Source organism: Mesorhizobium norvegicum, assembly GCF_004919685.1.
GTDB classification, from domain to species: Bacteria; Pseudomonadota; Alphaproteobacteria; order Rhizobiales; family Rhizobiaceae; genus Mesorhizobium; species Mesorhizobium norvegicum.
In genome coordinates this window covers 1-19082 of sequence record NZ_SMYZ01000017.1, presented here as the reverse complement: position 1 = coordinate 19082, position 19082 = coordinate 1, and the positions used below count along the sequence as shown (strand labels likewise).

Genomic DNA, 19082 nt, shown 5'->3' with positions numbered 1-19082 from the left:
GGGGGGCGCGAAGGATCGCTGCGCTGGCAAATTGCGCGAACTACCCCCGCCCCAGAACCTTCCCCTCCTTGAAAAAATCCGCCCACGGATCGGCTTGCGCCAGCTGCTTCAGCGTCGTCTTGTCGCCGATCGGGAAAGCGTTCGGCGCCAGCCCGGCCTCGATCTCGGCCCAGGTCACCGGCATCGACACGGTGGCGCCCTTCTTGGCGCGCGACGAATAGGGTGCGACCGTGGTCGAGCCCCTGCCATTGCGCAGATAGTCGACGAAGATCTTTCCCGTGCGCGCCTTCTTCGACAGCGTCGCCGTGTAGCGGTCCGGGGCACCCTGCTCGAGCGCCTTGGCGAAATCATGGGCGAAGGTTTTCACCGCCTCCCAATCCGCCGAGGGCTTCAGCGGCACCAGCACGTGATAGCCCTTGCCACCCGATGTCTTGACGAAATTCGACAGCGACAGCTCGTCGAGCTTGCCTCTGATGTCGAGCGCCGCCTCGCGCACCGCCTTCACGTCGACGCCTTCATCGGGGTCGAGATCGAAAATGATCTGGTCGGGCTGTTCAAGCTTGTCTGTCATGCAGCCCCAGATGTGGATCTCGACCACGCCGTATTGGACGAGTGCCGCAACGCCGTCGAAATCCCTGATGAACAGGATCTCCTCGCCGTCGTTCGGGTCCTTCATCCGGCCAATCTTGTCGCTCATGCCGGCCGAGGCGTGTTTCTGGAAGAAGCGCGGTCCGCCGACACCGTCCGGCGCCCGCACCAGGCTGAGTGGCCGGTTGACGACAAACTGTTCCATGCGTGGCCAAACCAGCGCGTAGTGGTCGAGCAGGCCCTGCTTGGATATCTTTTCGTCCGGCCACAACAGCTTGTCGGGGTGGGAGAGTTTTACCGTGGTCGTCATCGACCCGGCGGGTTGGGCCGCGCTGACTGATGCCGGCTTGGCCGAGCCCCTGCCTGCCGTGCTCTTGCCCGTCGACGCTTTGGGTTTTTCCTGCACGACTTCCTCCGCCGGCTTGTCCTCGCGCAATCCCTGGAACGAGGCGTGGCGTATTATACGGTCCGACGTCCAGCTGCGAAACTCCACTTCGCCGACAAGTTCCGGCTTGACCCAGACCAGGCCCTTGCCCTTCGGCACGGCCGCATCGAACGGCGACGACTTCGCCTGCAGCGCATCGAGTTTTGTCTTCAAGTCGGTTGCGCCCTTGGCGGAGAAGCCGGTGCCGACGCGGCCGGCATAATGCAGCTTGCCGCCCTCATGGTAGCCGACCAGCAGCGAGCGCAATCCGCGCCCGGTCTTCTCCGACGGCAGATAGCCCCCGATGACGAATTCCTGCCGCGCCGTGCATTTCGATTTCACCCAGGTGGGGCCGCGGTCGCTGCGATAGGGCGCATCGGCGCGCTTGGAGACGACGCCTTCCAGGCCCATGCGGCAGGCATGCTCCAGCATGATCTTGCCGGGTTCGGAAAAATGGTCGCTGAAACGGACTGCCGCATTCTTCGGCTGCTTGCCGAGCAAGTCCTGCAAGGCCTGTTTGCGCTCGACCAATGGCTCGCGGCGCAGATCCTTCCCGTCGAGGTGCATCAGGTCGAAGACGTAGTAGATGAAGCGGTTGGTTCGATTGGCAGACAAATCCTGCTGCAGCAGCGAGAAAGAAGAAACGCCGCTGTCGGCCAGCACGACGATCTCGCCGTCGATGATGGCGTCGCTGCATTTCAGTCCGGCCAGTTCCGCGACGATCTCGCCGCCGAATTTCTCCGTCCAGTCGAGGCCGGTGCGGGTCAGCAGCCGCACCTTGGTGCCGGCGATCTGCGCCTGCATGCGATAGCCGTCGAACTTCACCTCATGCAGCCAGTCCTTGCCCGGCGGGGCATCGCGCTCCAGCGTGGCGAGCTGCGGCTCGACAAAGTCGAGTTTCTTGCCCCCGGCCTTCGCCTTGCCGGCGGCCGGCCTGTTTGAATGCCAGAATCAGGCTTCTCGCCCTTGGCGGTCTTGCCTTCGCCGACCTCTTCGATCGTCAGGCCGGACTTCACCGATTCCGGCGCCTCCTTGAGAATATCCTCGCCGGGGCGCGCGGCGGCATCGTCGGACTTGATCAGCAGCCAGTTGTCGCGCTTTTCGCCGACCCGCGGCTTCAGCCGCACCAGATGCCAGAGACCGTGCAGCTTGTGGCCGTGCAGCTCGAAGCTGATATGGCCTTTCTTCATCGCCTTGGCCGGGTCGATCTCGGGGGTCCAGGTGCCCTCGTCCCAGACGATGACCGAACCGCCGCCATATTCGCCCTTGGGGATGGTGCCCTCGAACGGCGCATAGTCGATTGGATGATCCTCGACATGCACGGCGAGCCGCTTCTCATGCGGGTCGAGGCTCGGGCCGCGCGTCACCGCCCAGCTCCACAGCACACCGTCATGTTCGAGGCGCAGGTCGTAGTGCAGCCGCGTCGCGGCGTGCTTGTGGATGACGAAGATACCGCCGGCCTTGGCTTTCTTGTCGCGAGATACCTTGCCGGCCGGCTCGGCGGTCTTCTTGAAATCGCGCTTGGAGTGATACTGTTCGAGGCTGGCCATTGCTTCTTTTCCTCAGGCCGATTTGCGCTTGGGCGCGCTGGCTTTCGGTTTGGCGCGTTTTGCCGCCGGTTTGGCTTTCGCTGAAGGAACCTTCGTTGAGCCGTCCGACGACAGGCTCTTCTTCAGCGCGTCGAACAGATTGACGACGTTGGAGGGCTTGGGTGCTGCCTTGGCCGTGGGTGCCTTCTTGCCGGCCTTCTTGGCACGGATCAGTTCGAGCAGTGCGTCCTCGTATTTGTCATCGAATTTCGAGGGGTCGAACTTGGCCTTCTTCTTGTCGATGATCAGCTCGGCCAGATCGGTCATCTCCTGGTCGGTCTTCACCGCCTTGATGTCGCTGAACACGCTCTCCGGCTGACGCACCGTGTTGTCGTAGCGCAGCGTCGTCAGCACCATGCCCTTGCCCAGCGGCTCGATGACCACCGGGCGCTCGCGTTGATAGAGCACGATGCGCGCCAGCCCGGCCATCTTCTTGCCGGCCATCGCATCCCTGATGACGGCGAACGCCTCCTCCGACACCTTGTCGGCCGGCGCGACATAATAGGGCGTGTCGAGGTAGATCTGCTGGATCGAGGCTTTGTCGACGAACCCGTCCAGCGCCATCGTGTGCGAGGACTCGATCTGCACCGCCTCGATCTCGTCTTCGTCGATATGGACGAAATCGCCGTCGCTGACTTCGTAGCCCTTGATCTCGTCGCCGTCACCCAGCGGCTTGCCGGTTTCGGAATCGACATAGATGCGCTTCACCGTGTTGCCGGTCTTGCGGTTCAGCACCCGGAACGAGACCTTTTCGGTGTGGGTGACGACGTTGGTCAGCTCGACGGCACAGGTGACCAGCGACAGTTTCAGATAGCCCTTCCAGGCAGGACGCGGCGCCATGACAATTTCCCTTCAGCAACAGATGAAGGTGAGAACGGACAGACCGCGCTCCAGTTCCGTGATCGCGCACCGATCCGGAAGCAAGGCGCGCCCTGAGCCATTCGGGCCGCCAGCACGGAAATTTCACGGAGGCGGCCAAAGTTGAAACAGAACCGCACGCAGGCGACATTCAAACGAAACATATGTGATGCAAAAGTCACATTGGGCGCAATGCCGACCAACTGCACGGAAAGACCCCGAATCAGCCGCATTCCGGCCACGAAGCGAGGCCTTTTCGACCAGATATTAACATCGTGTTCACCGACTATTCACGCCTCGACGCTATGATGACCGCAATTCGGAAGGGACATCCGAAAATCGGGACAGGGACAGGGTAAATGAACTTCCTCGCGCACCTCATCGGCTATGCCGCCGCCATCCGCGAATTCGTCGCGCCGACCTATCGGCCCGAGCGCTATTACATGCGCGGCCCCGGCCCGGCCTGCGCTCGTCGCGGCAACTCGCTCGGCGTGAGCGCGCACTGATTATGGCTTTCGAAAATCGCCACGACAGCCGGATCTGCAGGCCGACCGCCTCCACCCGCGCCACCACCTATCGCGCCGAGCGTCCCGCTCTTGCCGACAGGCGGCGTGCGACATCGCCACGGCTTTGATACCGCCTCCGGCTGGCTTAGTGTCCTAAGGGCACAAGCAGCCGAGGCCCGCGTGACCGACCTTCCCCAGTCAAGCCGTCGCAAGTCAAGCCGTCCCTCTGAAACATCCTTCGATGCGCGCTATCCGCTGATTGTCTTCGATGGCGTCTGCGTGCTGTGCTCCGGCTTCGTGCGCATGGTGGTCAGGCTCGACCGCCAAAGCCGCTTCCGCTTCGCCACCGCGCAGTCGCCGTTCGGCGAGGCGCTGTTCAGGAAGCACGGGCTGCGCACGGACTCCTACGAAACCAATCTCGTGCTGATCGACGGCGTCGCCTTCACGCGCCTCGACAGCTTTGTCGCCGTCATGTCGGAACTCGGCTGGCCGTGGCGGGCGACGAAGGCTTTGCTGGTGCTGCCGCGCCCGCTGCGCGACTGGCTCTACGATCGCATTGCCAAGAATCGCTACGCGCTGTTCGGCAGGAAGGACAGTTGCGAGGTTCCTTCTCCCGAGCTGCGCGAGCGGTTCCTTGGCTAGAAAGCGGGGCTCTGGGGGGAGCAGCGGATGAAGCTTCTGATCGTCGGCGGGTACGGCATCTTTGGCGGCCGCGTCATCCAATTGCTGGAGAACGAGCCGCGCCTGACCGTGATCGTCGCCGGTCGCTCGCTGGCCAAGGCCGAGACCTGGTGCGAAAGCCGTGGCGCTGTCGCAGCGCGGCTGATGCCGGCCGTGTTCGATCGCGACGGCGACCTCGCCGCACAACTGGCGTCGCTGCGCCCCGACACGCTGGTCGACGCCAGCGGCCCGTTCCAGGCCTATGGCGAGGGGCGCTACCGGCTGATCGAGGCCTGCATCGACCAAGGCGTCAACTACCTCGATCTCGCTGACGGATCGGATTTCGTCGCCGGCGTGCCGGTCTTCGATGCGGCAGCCAGGCGGGCCGGGCTGTTCGTGCTGTCGGGGGTTTCCAGCTTCCCGGTGCTGACGGCGGCGGTGGTGCGCCGGCTGTCATCGGACATGGTGCGGGTCGATACGATCAGAGGCGGCATCGCGCCATCACCCTATGCCGGCGTCGGCGAAAACGTCATCCGGGCGATCGCGGGCTACGCCGGCCAGCCGGTCGCGCTGGTGCGCGATGGCGGCAAGGCGCAGGGCCATCCGCTCACCGAACAGATGCGCTACACCATCGCGCCGCCCGGCCGCGTGCCGCTCAACAACACGTTATTTTCGCTCGTCGACGTGCCGGACCTGCGCGCATTGGTGGAATTTTGGCCGCAGGCAAAAACCATCTGGATGGGTGCCGGCCCGGTTCCCGAAGTGCTGCATCGCGCCTTGATCGGCTTTGCCTGGCTGGTGCGCATCGGGTTGGTCCGATCGCTGTCGCCAATCGCCCCGCTGATGCACTGGGCGACCAACCGGCTGCGCTGGGGCGAGCATCGCGGCGGCATGTTCGTCGAAGTCACCGGCGCCGGCCGGACCGGTTCCCCGGTCAAACGCTCATGGCATCTGTTGGCGGAAGGCAATGACGGGCCGTTGATCCCGGCGATGGCGGTCGAGGCCCTGGTGCGCAAGGCGCTGGATGGCCATCCACCTGCGCCCGGCGCGCGGGCTGCGGTCCGCGATCTCGAACTCGAAGACTACGAGGCTCTGTTTGCTGCAAAGACGATCTACACCGGCTTTCGCGATGAGAGCGGTGGCACGGATCAACCGCTCTATACCGCTTTGCTCGGCGATACCTGGCGGGATCTCCAGGAGGAAATCCGGATCATGCACGACCGCACGAGATTGGCCGAGGGCCGCGCCAGCGTCGAACGCGGCCCAAACATCCTTGGCCGGCTAACGGCATGGCTGGTCGGCTTTCCCAAGCCGAGCGTCGATATCCCCGTCCGGGTGCGTTTCGACGTCGACAAGGGGGAAGAAACCTGGACACGAACATTCGGCACCCACGGCTTCTCCAGCCGCCAGTTCGAAGGACGTGGCCGTTCAGAGCGCCTGCTGTGCGAGCGCTTCGGCCCGCTGACCTTTGCCATGGCGCTGGTGACCGAGGGCGATCGGCTCAAGCTTGTCTTACGCCATTGGAGCATCCTCGGACTGCCGCTGCCGATGTGGCTCTGCCCGCGCTCGACGTCGTTTGAGACGGTGGAAGATGGCCGCTTCCGCTTCCATGTCGAGATTTCGCATCCGCTCACCGGCTTGATCGTGCGCTATCGCGGCTGGCTCGAGCCGTCCGACCCGCATGGTTCCAGCACAATGGGGGCACCAGCCGCCTTGCCGAGTTCACGGCAGCCCTGAACCGTGCACAGCGTCCAGCCTTCGCCGGTGGCGCCGGAGGCGGCGAGCACGACGCGCCGCTGCGGGCCGACATCAGGCGCGTAGATCCACCAGCCGTCGCGCAGCACCGCACCTTCCGGCGGCTCCATGCCGGCGCCCGAGCCCTTGATCCGGGCCTCGATCACCTGCAGGCCGGAAGGCGTGACCTTCCAGTCTTCCTGCCAGCGCGTCCGTTCCACCGAGTGCGTCCAGGACAGCGTGAAGGCGGCGACGGAGAGCGTCACCGTCTTGCCGGCGGCCAGGATGCACAGGCTCATGTCCTGACTGAAGCCTGCCGCGCCCGCCAGCAATGCCAGCCGATCCAGGCAAGCGACAGCGCCCAGCCGGCCTCGTCGGTGAGCGGCACGGCAGCGACCAGCAGCACGCCGGCGGCAAAGGCCAGCAGACGTTCCCACCACGCCATGCGCCTGACGAGGAAGCCGACGGCGGCGGCGCCCCACAGCACGATGCCCATGCACGCCTTGGCGACGATGTAGGCGACCTCGACGGGATAGCCGAACTGGGCGGCGATCGGCCCGGCGTCCTGCAACATCAGCGCCGGCGTATAGACCGCCATGAACGGCACCACGAAGCCGGCAATGGCGAGCTTGGTCGCCTGGATACCGATCTTGAGGCCGCTTTCCTTGGCCATGGGCGCTGCGGCAAACGCGGCCAGCGCCACCGGCGGCGTCAAATCGGCCATGATGCCGAAATAGAAGACGAACATATGGCTGACCAGCAGCGGCACGCCGAGCGACAGCAGCGCTGGCCCGGCCAGCGAGGAGGTGATGATGTAATTGGGAATGGTCGGGATGCCCATGCCGAGCACCAGGCAGGTGACCATGGTCAGCACCAGCGACAGGAACAGATTGTCCTCGCCGATCGAGATGATCCAGCCGATGAAGGTCGAGGCGATGCCGGTCAGCGTCAGCGTGCCGATGACGATGCCGACAATGGCGCAGGCGATGCCGACCGGCAGTGCGTTCTTGGCGCCTTCGGCAAGCGAGTCGACGCAGATTTGCAGCGTCTCGCGCCCGCCCTTGAACGTGAAGCAGGCGGCGACCAGTGCGCCGATGACCAGGCCGAGGATATTGACGCCGAACTTCATGAACGAGGCGGCGGCAAATCCGAGCGCCAGCCAGAAGACAATGCGGAAGGCGAGCGGCCCGATCGCTGCCGCCAGCGGCGTACCGAGGATGAGCACGATGGTCAGCGCCAGGCCCATCGTGCCGGCGAAGATCGGCGTATAGCCGGCGAACAAAAGATAGATGAGCGCCGCCAGCGGCAGCACCAGCGGCCAGTGCTGTTGCACCGCGTCCCACGGGTTGGGCAGATCCGCCTTGGCCATGCCGGTGAGGCCGGCCTTGCCGGCTTCCAGATGCACCTGCCAGAAGCAGGCGCCGAAATAGAGCAGCGCCGGGATGATCGCCGCCTTGACCACCTCGGCATAGGGGACGTTCAGCGTCTCGGCCATGATGAAGGCGACCGCGCCCATCACCGGCGGCATGATCTGGCCGCCCATCGAGGAGGTCGCCTCGACGGCGCCGGCAAAAGCCGAGCGGAAGCCGAAGCGCTTCATCAGCGGAATGGTGAACTGGCCGCTGGCCACCACATTGGCCACACCCGAGCCGGAAATAGTGCCCATCAGCGCCGACGAGAGCACGCAGACCTGCGCCGGGCCGCCGCGCCAGGAGCCGACAAGGCCGAGCGCGAAATCGTTGAACAGCGCGATCATGCCGGCGCGTTCGAGAAAGGCAGCGAAGACGACAAAGATGAAGATGTAGGCGGCCGAAACATAGATCGGCGTGCCGTAGATGCCTTCGGTGCCGTAGGCGAAGGTGTCGACGAGCTGGGCGAAATCATAGCCGCGATGGATGAGCGGCGGCGGCAGATGATTGCCGACGAAGCAGTAGGCGAGGAAGATGAAGGCGATGACCGCCAGCGGCAGGCCCATCAGCCGCCTCGCGGCCTCGAAGACCAGCACCACCAGCACCGCGCCGACGATCAGGTCCGGCGTGGTCAGGAAGCCGGAGCGCCGGATGAGGTCGGCATAGAAAACCCAATTGTACAGACCCGTGCCAAAGCCGAGCACACCGAGCGTCCAGAATATGGCCTTGGCCGGCACGCTTTTGGTGCGCAGATTGGCGATCAGGCCGAAGCCGAGCAGCAGCAGGAAGCCGACATGCATGGCCCGCACCACCTGGCTCGGAATGCTGCCATAGGCGGCGACATAGATCTGGAACACGGAAAAGGCGACGGCGATAAGAAAGGCAGCCTTGCCGGCGATGCCGTCGCCGAAGCCGGGCGGCAGCCCTTCGATCGGCTCTTCCTCGGCAGGGAGATGGAAGGTGGCGGATTTGCTGTCGGTTGTTGTTCCAGACGTTGCTTCGCTCATCCGACGCACTCCAAAGCGAGCGAATTGTAATGCGAGGCGCCGGGGGGTGCTTGGCGAAGACATGTCGGATTGCCGAGCTACCCCAGCTACTTCAACAAGCCCTTCTCCTTGTAATACCGCTCGGCACCGGGGTGCAGCGGCACCGGCATGCCGGCGAGTGCCTTGGCCGGGTCGATCGCCTTGGCGGCGGCATGCGCTGCGGCAAGCTGGTCGAGATGGTCGAACATCAGCTTGGTCATCTGGTAGGCGGTCTCGTCGGAGACATCGGCGCGGGTGATGAGGAAATTGCCGACGGCAGCGGTCGCGACGTCCTCGCTCTGGCCCTCATAGGTGCCCTTGGGAATGACCACCGAAAGATAGGGCGAGCCGATCTTGGCGACGTCCTCAGTGGGAACCGCAACGACATTGATCGGCACGGAGGTGGCGAGGTCGCGGATCGAGGCGACGCCGAGCCCGGCCGATTGCAGCGTGGCGTCGAGCTGGCGGTTCTTGATCAGCTCGACCGATTCGGCGAAGGGCAGATATTCGACCCGGCCGAGATCCTCGTATTTCAGCCCGGCGGCGGCGAAGATGGCGCGTGCGTTGAGTTCGGTGCCGGATGAAGGCGCGCCGACCGACAGGCTCTTGCCCTTGAGGTCGGCCAGCGTCTTGATGCCGGACTCCTGGCTGGCGACGATCTGGATGTAATTGGGATAGATGGCGGCGATGCCGCGCAATTTGTCGAGCTTGCCGGGAAAACCGGCCTCGGTGTTGCCTTCGGCGGCCAGCTTGACGGAATCGCCGAGCGCAAACGCGATCTCGCCCTTGCCCTGCTGCAGCAGATTGAGGTTCTCGACCGAAGCCTTAGTCGCCTGCACCTGGGTGCGGGCGCCCTCGATGCCCTTGCCGTAGATTTCCGACAGCGCCACGCCGAGCGGATAATAGACGCCGGACGTGCCGCCGGTCAGCACATTGATGAATTCCTGCGCTCCTGCCGAAACAACGCCAAGGCCAAGTGAAAGCGCCACCGCGCCGGCCGCAATGAATTTCGTTCTGAAATGGAACATCTGATGTCCTCCCTGAAATGTCTGCGCCGCCGCCCTCCTCGGCGCGGGCGGGGCGAGTTTAGACGGCAGCCGGCAAATGCCAACCCGCAATTGCAGCCATTAGACGAACGGTTGAGGAGTGCAAAACCAGCGTTGCGCGTTCCGGCTGCCTCCCCCTTCAATCCGGCAGTGCCGCGACCGCAACGATTTCGATGACGATGTCTGCCTGGGCAAGCGCCGCAACGCCGATCACCTCCGAGGGCGGCGGATTGTTGTAGCTGCAGTGCTTCGGGCAATGCTCGGCAAAGAACTCGTCCAGCACGTCGAGACGGAAATTGGGAGAGCTGAGAACGCCGCCATCGGGAAATGGCCCTCTAACGAAGAAGGTCAGCCTGATGAGATGGTCCAGCCCGCTGCCGAGCTCCTCCAGGTCCGACTTGATGTTGCCGAGAACGGCGCGCCACTGCGCTACCACATCGCCGGCGAAACCGCCGCCCTTCTTGCCGGCCGGATCGTAGTCGTCGGATGTCGCGGTGTTTCCACAGAGATAAACGGTTCCTTTCGCGCCGCTAACGACCGTGCCCTTTCCCCACGGCATCAACCGGCCGTTCTTGAATTTCTTGTGGGTCACGAGTTCCATTTTCTTTCTCCTGTCGCGCATTATCCGTCTGTCCACGACAGAGGATAGTGCTGCGAGGAAGCGCTGCCAGTCCGGCGCCAGCTGTCGTCCAGCAGACGAGGTGAGATCTGGTCCTTGCGAAACGTCGTGGTGAAGCCGAAAGTTTTTTCAGCGGCCTGTCGAAATCTGGTGCTGCCGCGCGACATACGTCCGGCTCGCAACGAAGCGGCCTTCGAAACAACGGGAGAAGACCATGCGATACATGATTTTGATCTACGCCGACGAAGCCGCGATGGCGAATGCCCCGGCCGAAGCGACCTACCAGATGAGTGCCGCCTATGGCGCCTATACCGAAGCCCTGAAGAAATCCGGCGCGTGGCTGGCCGGCGACCGGCTGCGCCCGAGTCAGGCGACCACCTCGGTTCGGGTGGCTGGTGGCAAGACCAACGTCCTCGATGGCCCCTATGCCGACACCAAGGAGCAGCTTGCAGGCTTCTACATGATCGAGGCCGCGGATGCCGACGCCGCGATCGCCTGGGCGGCGCGCTGCCCGGCGGCCAGCGCCGGCACTGTCGAGCTGCGGCCGATCTGGGAACTGACCGAGTACCTGTCTGAGAAATGACGATGTGATGGACAGCCGCTCGGAGATCGCACGGGCGGCCGCCGAGGCGGCCGCCCGGCAAAGCTACGGCAAGCTGGTCGCCTGGCTCGCGGCACGCACGCGCGACGTGACCGGCGCCGAGGACGCGCTGGCCGATGCCTTCGCCGCCGCACTCGAACGCTGGCCACGAACCGGCGTGCCGGAAAAGCCGGAAGCCTGGCTGCTGGCGGTGGCAAGGCGGCGCCGCGTCGATGCGGTGCGGCGGCGGCTGACCAGCCAGGCCGGCCGCGAGCATCTCAAGCTGATTGCCGAGGAAGCGGAGGCGCGCATGACCGACGAAGACCTGCCCGACGAACGGCTGCGGCTGATGTTTGCTTGCGCCCATCCGGCGATCGAATCGAGCGTGCGTTCGCCGCTCATCCTGCAGACCGTGCTCGGATTTGACGCCGCAACGATCGCCTCTGCCTTTTTGGTCTCGCCGGCAACGATGGGCCAGCGCCTGGTGCGTGCCAAGACCCGCATCCGTGAAACCGGCATTCCGTTCCGCGTGCCGGAGCGGGCCGAACTCGGCGAACGGCTGGATGCGGTGCTGGAAGCGATCTACGCCGCCTTCGCCGAAGGCTGGTCCGATCCGGCGGGCACCGAAACGCGCCGCCGCAATCTGGCGACCGAAGGCATCTGGCTCGGCCGCCTGGTGGCTTCGCTGTTGCCGGAAGAGCCCGAGGCGCTTGGCCTGTTGTCGCTGATGCTGTTTGCCGAGGCGCGCCGCACCGCACGGCGCGATGCGGCCGGGGATTACGTGCCGCTGGCCGAGCAGGACTATACGCTCTGGGATCGCGCTTTGGTCGATGAAGCTGAAGCGTTGCTCGGCCACGCCGCCACCATGGGCGTCATCGGCCGCTACCAGCTCGAGGCGGCCGTGCAGTCCGCACATGCGGCACGACGCCTGACCGGCCGCACCGACTGGGTGGCGATCCGCGAGCTCTACGACGCGCTGCTTTCGATCGCGGGATCGCCGGTGGTGGCGATCAACCGCGCGGTGGCGATTGCCGAGGCCGAGGGCGCCGTGGCGGGATTGGCGGCCCTTTACGTGCTGGGCGACGACAAGCGGCTTGATGACTATCAGCCCTATTGGGCAGCCCGCGCCGGTCTGCTGGCAAGGCTCGGTCAGGTGCCACATGCAATCGAGGCCTATGATCGGGCGATCGGCCTCGAACGCGACCCGGCGGTGCGCCGATTCCTGCAGGGAAAACGGGCGGTCCTCAGAAATTGAGCCTCGCTACCGGCCGTTCGTTCAGCCCTGGCCACATCTCATGCGATGTGTTGAGCGTCCTCATCAGCGGATGGTCGCGCAGCCTCGACCACAGGCGTTCAATGTTCGGCCATGCCGTCCGCGCGCTGTCGACGTCGGGATGCCAGGCCACCAGCATGACGAGATAGATGTCGGCCAGCGACAGCTGGTCGCCGACCAGCCAGTCGTGGCCTTGGAGAGCGGCATCAAGAACAGAAAAGCCGCGGTCCATCTCGGCGACGGCCGCCTGTTTGACCGCCTTGGTGCCGTCGGGGTCGGTCGTGTATCGATACGCGTAGTAGAAACGCAGCACCGCCGGATAGAGCACCGACGACATGAAGGTCATCCAGCGCAGGAAGTCGGCGCGGGCAGGTGCGTCGGTCGCCGGCGCCAGGCCGGCATCGGGGTGACGTTCGGCAAGCAGGATGCAGATCGCCGCCGATTCGGTCATCGAGCTTCCGTCCGGCAAGGTCAGCACCGGAACCTGGTTCAACGGACTGATGTCGAGGAAGGCCGGATCGGGCCGGTCTGTTTTCGGCACGTCGATCTGCTCGAACGGCGCATTCGCCAGCGCCAGCGCAGCCTCGACGACGAAGCCGCCGCTGCCCGGACGGGTGTAGAGCTTGTACATGAAATCCTCCCCCGGCCCGCGCAAAGCAGGCCGGGGGCGATATGACCCGGAAGCGGGGCACTGCTCAAGCCGGTGGCTGACGCCACCGGGATTTTTTCAGCGGGCCAGCGAACTGCGACAGTCCAGTGAAGAGGCCTCAACCAAAACCCAGGCGGCATCGCGGCCATGTGAAATTGGCCAGGACACCTGTCCCTTCGTCATCCTGGGGCGCAGCGAGGAGCGGAGCGACGAGAGCAGACCCCAGGATCCATGCCGCGACCTCTCAGCGTTGCTGCGGTTCAGAATTCTGATCCGCCGCATTCCTCGACAGCCGTCACGGAATGGATCCTCGGGTCTCCGCGACGGAGCTTCGCTCCTGCTTCGCCCGTGGATGACGAAGGGAGAGGACTACGATCCCAATCCTTCGAACAGGATCGTCGACAGATAGCGCTCGGCGAAGTCGGGGATGACCACCACCAGGTTCTTGCCCTTGTTCTCCGGCCGCGAGCCGACGACGATGGCCGCCTGCAGGGCGGCGCCCGACGAGATGCCGACCGGCACGCCTTCGAGGCGGGCGACGAGGCGGGCATTGGCGACCGAATCCTCGTTCGACACCTTGACGATCTCGTCATAGATCGTCGTATCGAGGATCTTGGGCGCAAAACCGGCGCCGATGCCCTGGATCTTGTGCGGGCCGGGCTGGCCGCCTGACAGAACCGGCGAGGATTCCGGCTCGACGGCGACGACATGCACCGAAGGCTTGCGCTTCTTCAGCACCTGACCGACGCCGGTGATGGTGCCGCCGGTGCCGATGCCGGCGACGAAGATATCGACCTCGCCATGCGTATCGTTCCAGATTTCCTCGGCTGTCGTCGTGCGGTGGATTTCCGGATTGGCCGGATTCTCGAACTGCTGCGGGATGATCGCATTGGGGATCGTCGCTGCCAGTTCGTCGGCCTTGGCGATGGCGCCCTTCATGCCTTTCGGCCCCTCGGTCAGCACCAGCTCGGCGCCGAGCAGCGCCAGCATTTTCCGGCGCTCGATCGACATCGTTTCCGGCATCGTCAGGATCAGCTTGTAGCCCTTGGCGGCAGCAGCAAAGGCCAGCGCGATGCCGGTGTTGCCGGACGTCGGTTCGATCAGCGTGGTCTTGCCGGGAGAAATCTTGCCGGCTGCCTCCAGCGCCTCGATCATCGCCACGCCGATACGGTCCTTGACCGAAGCGATCGGATTGAAGAATTCGAGCTTGGCGATGAGATTGGCGACGATGCCCTTTTCCTTGGCGAACTTGTCGAGCCGCACCAGGGGCGTGTCGCCGATCGTGTCGGTGATGGAATCGTAGACGCGGCCGCGACCGGGCACGCGGGCTGATGTGACTGGCTTGTTCATTGGTTTCGCTCCCAGAATTTCAGGCAAGTGGAATTGCAGCCGGCAAGATAGGGCTTTCAGCCGCGCAACATAAGCTGTCGGCCGAAAATATCCGAGTGGGGCCTGTGTCGAAAACGTCTCCGCCGCGGAAAAGCATTTCCCGCAAAGGCCTGTTTGCGAAATGCTTTGGCCGAGAGCCCTTTATTGGCGGGCGGCAATCGCTGCAGCAGCACCAACCATGAAGCCGGCGGCCGTGCGGTTCAGCGCCTTGAGCGCGCGCGGCGATTTCAGGAACCAGCGCGCCTTGGCAGCCAGCGCCAGATACGGCACCAGCACCACCAACAGCACGACGACCGTCAGTGCGACGAGAATACCGTAATCGGCCAGCGTTATGGTCTTCAGGTCGACGATGGTCGGGGTGATGGCGAGGTAGAAGATCATCGTCTTTGGATTGCCGAGCGTGACAGTCAGGCCGGCGACGAAGCTCGACAGCAGCCCGCCCTTGCCTTTCCTGGCCTCGACGGTCTCGGGCGTGATGCCGCTGTTCCAGAAGCGCCAGCCGAGGAAGGCGAGATAGGCGACGCCGAGCCATTTGATAGCGAGGAAAACCATGCCGAAACTCTGCGCGACGAAGGCGAGGCCGAGCACCACGGCGGTCAGATAGGTGATGTCGCCGACCATCAGTCCAAACGACATTGCCAACGACGAGCGGAAGCCGGAGCCGAGCGCACGCGCGACAAGCGCGGTGATGCCAGGACCAGGAATGGCGGCGGCGATGCCGAGGGCGGCACTGTAGGCGAGGAATCCGGTCAGGGTCATGGCATTGGTCTCAGATCAGAATGCACCGTCGCATGAAACGGACCGGGATTGAATTCCCTGGAGATCGGAATCCATTGCACCAGATATCGATTGGACACCTGAAGAAGGCCGGGTGAGGGGGCCCTGCGCTACCCAAGCAGGATCAGGAACGGCCGCCGCCATAGGCCACCCGCCAGATGGTGCCGTTGCCGTCCTCGGTGACGATCAGCGCGCCGTCGTTCGCCACCGCCACGCCGACCGGCCGGCCCCAGACCTCGCCATTGGAGACGACGAAGCCGGTGATGAAATCCTCGTATTCGCCGGTCGGCTTGCCGTCCCTGAACAGCAATCTCACCACCTTGTAGCCGGTCCTGTTGCCGCGGTTCCATGAACCGTGCAGAGCGACGAAGGCGTCGCCTTGGTATTCGGCCGGAAAGCTCTTCCCCTCGTAGAAGGCGATGTTGAGCGGCGCCGAATGCGCCTGCATCAGCACATCGGGAATATCAGCCTTGCCGGCAAGGTCGGGGCGTTCGCCCTTGTGGCGCGGATCCTCGTTGTTGCCGATATAGTACCAGGGCCAGCCATAGAAGGCGCCGTCCTTGACCGCGGTCGCATATTCGGACGGCACATTGTCGCCGAGCCCGTCGCGCTCGTTGACGACGCACCACAGCGCGCCGGTCGCCGGCTGCACGGTCATGCCCGAACAGTTGCGCAGCCCGGTCGCGACGATGCGTCCGTTCTTGCCGTTCGGGTCGAAGGCCAGCACATCGGCGCGGCCGTCCTCGGACCCCCATGCGGCGCCGAGCGGCTGTGACTTCGCCCAGGCGTCGAGGCCGCCCTTCGGCTCCTTGCCCATATCCTGCCCGACGTTGGAACCGGAACCGACCGACAGATAGAGCGTCTTGCCGTCCGGCGAGAAAGCGATGTCGCGGGTCCAGTGATGATTGGAGGGGATGCTGGCGACGACGGTTTCCGGATCGCCTGATGCCTTCAGGTCGCCCTTGCGGTAGGCAAAGCGCACGACGCTGTCGCTGTTGGCGACATAAACCCATTGCGGGTCATTGCCCGGCGGATAGAAGGCGATGCCATAAGGCTGGTTGAGGTTGCCGGCAAAGATGCCGTCCTGCGCCGGCTTCGCGCTGCCTTCGGCCAGACGGTAGACGCGGACCTGGTTGGCTTCGCTGTCGGCGACGAACAGGTCGCCGTTCGGCGCCACGCGCACGACGCGCGGATTGTCGATGCCCGACGCGATCAATTCGGCCGAGAAGCCCGGCGGCAGCTTGGGTTTGGTATCCGCCGGCCTTTCGGCGAGGCCGGCACTGTTCGAGGCCGATTTGGTGACGTAGGGTTTTGGCAGATCGTTCGGCCTGATCAGGCGGCGCACCCCTGGCCTGTCGGCACGCCAGTCGCCGAAGGCCGCAGCACCCTTCAGCACCGGCCCGTCCGCCGGCTGGGCGAATGCCGTTGTGGTGACAAACAAGGTGGCGGAAATAGCCAGACCGGCGAAACGGATCATCCTGCCCTCCAACATTTGGCCGTGAAGACAGCAACGGGCGGTTTCGCCGAACGTTCCGCGGCACACGATGAGTTGAAGGAAGCGAGGCCCGCTTCAGGTTCCGGCGGCGTAGAAATCGTCGTCGAGGCGTTTTTCCAGTGCGACGAGATCGGCCGGCAGCGGCAGGCCCATGGCGCGCATTTCCCGCAGTTTTTCGCGCAACTGCTCCTGGATTTCGTGCTGGTCCTCCGGCTGGTTGACCATTTCCTCCAGCAACAGGCTGATCCGGGCCTTGAGTTCTTCGAGCGCCATTCTTTTTCTCCTCAGCAGCCTGTTTCGATTTGGGATCTAGGTGTATCGAGATTCAGGTCAGGCCGAGTCGAAAACGGTGGTTTCCGAGAACCGGAGCGGAGCGTACTTTTCGTACGTGAGCACCGGAAGCGCAGGAAGCCGCCGTTTGCAGGCCGGCCTCACCTGAATATCAATACACCTAGCGCAGCATGCGGGATATCAGCTGCGCCGTATAGTCGACCATCGGCACGATACGGGCATAGTTGAGCCGGGTCGGGCCGATGACGCCGAGCGCGCCGACGACGCGGGCGTCCTTGTCGCGATAAGGCGCGACCACCAGCGACGAGCCCGACAGCGAAAACAGCTTGTTTTCCGAGCCGATGAAGATGCGCACGCCCGAGCCTTCCTCGGCGAGGTCGAGCAGCTGGATCAGACCGTCCTGCGTCTCCATGTCCTCGAACAGATGCCGCAACAATTCGATATCGGCCTGGGCGGTGACGTTTTCGAGCAGATTGGCGCGGCCGCGCACGATAAGCCGCGCCGGCAGGCCGCTGTCGGCGCCGGCCCACACAGCCAGCCCTTTCTCGACCAGGTCCTGCGACAGCGTGTCGAGTGCGGCCCTGGTCTCTTCCTTGATGCGGGCGATCTCGATCCGCGCCTCGGCCAGCGTGCGGCCACGGATATGGGCGTTGAGGAAATTCGAGGCCTCGTGCAGTTGTGAGACGGTGATGCCGGCGGGCAGCTCGACGACGCGGTTTTCGACGTCGCCGTTCTGCGACACCAGCACCGCCAGCGCCTTGGTCGGCTCGAGCTGGATGAATTCGATGTGCTTCAGCGCCACCTCGTTCTTGGCGGCCAGCACCAGGCCGGCGCCGCGCGACATGCCCGACAGCATCTGGCTGGCCTCGGTCAGCATGTGCTCCAGCGTCGCGCCCGAGCCGGACGCCCGCACCTGTGCCTCGATGGCGCGGCGCTCCTCGTCGGAAAGGTCGCCAAGCTCCATGAAGGCATCGACGAAGAAACGCAGGCCAGCCTGCGTCGGCAGCCGGCCGGCCGAAATGTGCGGCGCGTAGATCAGGCCGAGATGCTCGAGATCGCTCATCACATTGCGGATGGTGGCCGGCGACAGCGAGGACGGCAGGATGCGCGACAGGCTGCGGGATCCCACCGGTTCACCGTCCCTGAGATAGGAATCGACGATGCGCCGGAAGATGTCGCGGGAACGCATGTCGAGCGACTGAAGCGCGGGCGACTGCGAACTCGGATCGACTGCCTTGGTCATACGGCCAAAAACCTCCGGCCCAAGGATATAGACTTCACTACGGCCCGCGCAACCCGGTGTCTTTGTGAGATCACCCGGTGTCTGTACCAGATCATCAGGCCATTTTCCTTTGCGCCACACGCTCCATGTGGTTACAAGCCGGCCAAGATTCCGAAAAATGACAAGAAAGCAGCCAGAATGCGCCCCTCCAAACGCCAATTCGACGAAATGCGCGCCATCTCCTTCGAGCGCGGCGTCTCCAAGCATGCCGAAGGCTCATGCCTGGTGAAGTTCGGCGACACGCATGTCCTGTGCACGGCCAGCCTCGAGGAAAAAGTGCCGGGCTGGATGCGCAATTCCGGCAAGGGCTGGGTGACGGCGGAATATGGCATGCTGCCGCGCTCGACTGGTGAGCGCATGCGCCGCGAGGCTTCGGCCGGCAAGCAGGGCGGCCGCACGCTGGAAATCCAGCGACTGATCGGCCGCTCCTTGCGCGCCGTGGTCGATTTGCAGGCGCTGGGCGAGCAGCAGATCACCGTCGACTGCGACGTCATCCAGGCCGACGGCGGCACCCGCACCGCCTCGATCACCGGCGGCTGGGTGGCGCTGTATGACTGCCTGCGCTGGATGGAAGCGCGCCAGATGGCCAGTGTCGCCAAGGTGCTGAAAGACCACGTCGCGGCGATCTCCTGCGGCATCCATGACGGCCAGCCGGTCATCGACCTCGACTATATCGAGGATTCCTCTGCCGGCACCGACGCCAATTTCGTCATGACCGGTAAGGGCGGCATCGTCGAGATCCAGGGCACCGCCGAGGGCGAGCCTTTTTCGGAAGAGCAGTTCGCGGAATTGATGGGCCTGGCCAAGAAGGGCATCCAGCGGTTGGTGAGTTTGCAGCAGATGGCGGTGGCTTAGGATTTAAATGCCGAGCTTGAACACCCCCCTCTG

General features: G+C 64.3%; 17 protein-coding genes and 1 pseudogene. 6 read left to right on the top strand and 12 right to left on the bottom strand.

Annotation, left to right across the window (positions count from 1 at the left end; genetic code table 11):
• Positions 1-40: 40 nt before the first annotated feature.
• Both ligD and ku read right to left on the bottom strand, forming a co-directional pair.
• Positions 41-2562, bottom strand: a pseudogene (gene ligD, locus FCU66_RS06930) (DNA ligase D).
• A 12-nt stretch (positions 2563-2574) separates the two neighbouring features.
• Positions 2575-3441 (bottom strand): non-homologous end joining protein Ku, encoded by an 867-nt coding sequence (gene ku / locus FCU66_RS06925; protein ID WP_136621790.1) that lies wholly within the window; start codon positions 3439-3441, stop codon positions 2575-2577.
• Between the two features lie 377 nt (positions 3442-3818).
• On the opposite strand from ku, the gene FCU66_RS06920 reads away from it, so the two are divergent.
• From FCU66_RS06920 to FCU66_RS06910, 3 genes are all read left to right on the top strand, one after another.
• Positions 3819-3965, top strand: coding sequence for a hypothetical protein (locus FCU66_RS06920; RefSeq protein WP_082525385.1), 147 nt, complete (start codon positions 3819-3821; stop codon positions 3963-3965).
• A 180-nt stretch (positions 3966-4145) separates the two neighbouring features.
• Positions 4146-4607, top strand: coding sequence for a thiol-disulfide oxidoreductase DCC family protein (locus FCU66_RS06915; protein ID WP_136621791.1), 462 nt, complete (start codon positions 4146-4148; stop codon positions 4605-4607).
• A gap of 27 nt (positions 4608-4634) precedes the next feature.
• Complete coding sequence (locus tag FCU66_RS06910; protein WP_136621792.1) at positions 4635-6362, top strand: saccharopine dehydrogenase family protein; 1728 nt, start codon at positions 4635-4637, stop codon at positions 6360-6362.
• Here FCU66_RS06910 and FCU66_RS06905 read toward each other — a convergent pair.
• The 4 genes from FCU66_RS06905 to FCU66_RS06890 form a co-directional block, all read right to left on the bottom strand.
• Positions 6275-6658: a DUF1850 domain-containing protein gene (locus tag FCU66_RS06905; protein WP_136621793.1), complete on the bottom strand. Its 384-nt coding sequence runs from the start codon at positions 6656-6658 to the stop codon at positions 6275-6277. The two genes, FCU66_RS06910 and FCU66_RS06905, sit on opposite strands and share 88 nt — an antisense overlap.
• Positions 6655-8775, bottom strand: a complete 2121-nt coding sequence (locus tag FCU66_RS06900) for a TRAP transporter permease (protein WP_136621794.1) — start codon at positions 8773-8775, stop codon at positions 6655-6657. Before FCU66_RS06900 ends, FCU66_RS06905 begins: the two co-directional genes overlap by 4 nt.
• 86 nt (positions 8776-8861) lie before the next feature.
• Positions 8862-9821, bottom strand: a complete 960-nt coding sequence (locus FCU66_RS06895; RefSeq protein ID WP_136621795.1) for a TAXI family TRAP transporter solute-binding subunit — start codon at positions 9819-9821, stop codon at positions 8862-8864.
• A gap of 157 nt (positions 9822-9978) precedes the next feature.
• On the bottom strand, positions 9979-10440 hold the full coding sequence (locus FCU66_RS06890; RefSeq protein WP_136621796.1) for a RidA family protein: 462 nt from the start codon (positions 10438-10440) through the stop codon (positions 9979-9981).
• 232 nt (positions 10441-10672) lie between these two features.
• Here FCU66_RS06890 and FCU66_RS06885 point away from each other — a divergent pair, with 232 nt between their 5' ends.
• Both FCU66_RS06885 and FCU66_RS06880 read left to right on the top strand, forming a co-directional pair.
• The gene (locus FCU66_RS06885; protein ID WP_127267556.1) at positions 10673-11041 is read left to right on the top strand and encodes a YciI family protein; all 369 of its coding nucleotides are present in this window, start codon (positions 10673-10675) and stop codon (positions 11039-11041) included.
• Positions 11042-11048: 7 nt separating this feature from the next.
• Positions 11049-12293, top strand: a complete 1245-nt coding sequence (locus FCU66_RS06880; protein WP_136621797.1) for an RNA polymerase sigma factor — start codon at positions 11049-11051, stop codon at positions 12291-12293.
• Here the strand turns inward: FCU66_RS06880 and FCU66_RS06875 are convergent.
• The 6 genes from FCU66_RS06875 to hrcA all read right to left on the bottom strand — a co-directional run bounded on the left by FCU66_RS06875 (position 12283) and on the right by hrcA (position 18155).
• Entirely contained in the window at positions 12283-12942 is a 660-nt protein-coding gene (locus tag FCU66_RS06875; RefSeq protein WP_136621798.1) for a glutathione S-transferase family protein, read from the bottom strand. The genes FCU66_RS06880 and FCU66_RS06875 overlap by 11 nt on opposite strands.
• 387 nt (positions 12943-13329) lie before the next feature.
• Positions 13330-14310, bottom strand: a complete 981-nt coding sequence (gene cysK / locus FCU66_RS06870) for a cysteine synthase A (protein WP_136621799.1) — start codon at positions 14308-14310, stop codon at positions 13330-13332.
• Positions 14311-14490: 180 nt separating this feature from the next.
• Positions 14491-15108: a LysE family translocator gene (locus tag FCU66_RS06865; protein WP_136621800.1), complete on the bottom strand. Its 618-nt coding sequence runs from the start codon at positions 15106-15108 to the stop codon at positions 14491-14493.
• Positions 15109-15250: 142 nt separating this feature from the next.
• Complete coding sequence (locus tag FCU66_RS06860; protein WP_136621801.1) at positions 15251-16603, bottom strand: PQQ-dependent sugar dehydrogenase; 1353 nt, start codon at positions 16601-16603, stop codon at positions 15251-15253.
• A 93-nt stretch (positions 16604-16696) separates the two neighbouring features.
• A complete protein-coding gene (locus tag FCU66_RS06855; RefSeq protein ID WP_010912574.1) occupies positions 16697-16894 on the bottom strand; it encodes a hypothetical protein in 198 nt (65 codons plus the stop codon).
• 178 nt (positions 16895-17072) lie between these two features.
• Positions 17073-18155, bottom strand: a complete 1083-nt coding sequence (gene hrcA / locus FCU66_RS06850) for a heat-inducible transcriptional repressor HrcA (protein ID WP_127261208.1) — start codon at positions 18153-18155, stop codon at positions 17073-17075.
• A 177-nt stretch (positions 18156-18332) separates the two neighbouring features.
• Between hrcA and rph the strand changes: the two genes are divergently transcribed.
• On the top strand, positions 18333-19049 hold the full coding sequence (gene rph, locus FCU66_RS06845) for a ribonuclease PH (protein WP_136621802.1): 717 nt from the start codon (positions 18333-18335) through the stop codon (positions 19047-19049).
• The last annotated feature ends 33 nt before the right edge of the window (positions 19050-19082 follow it).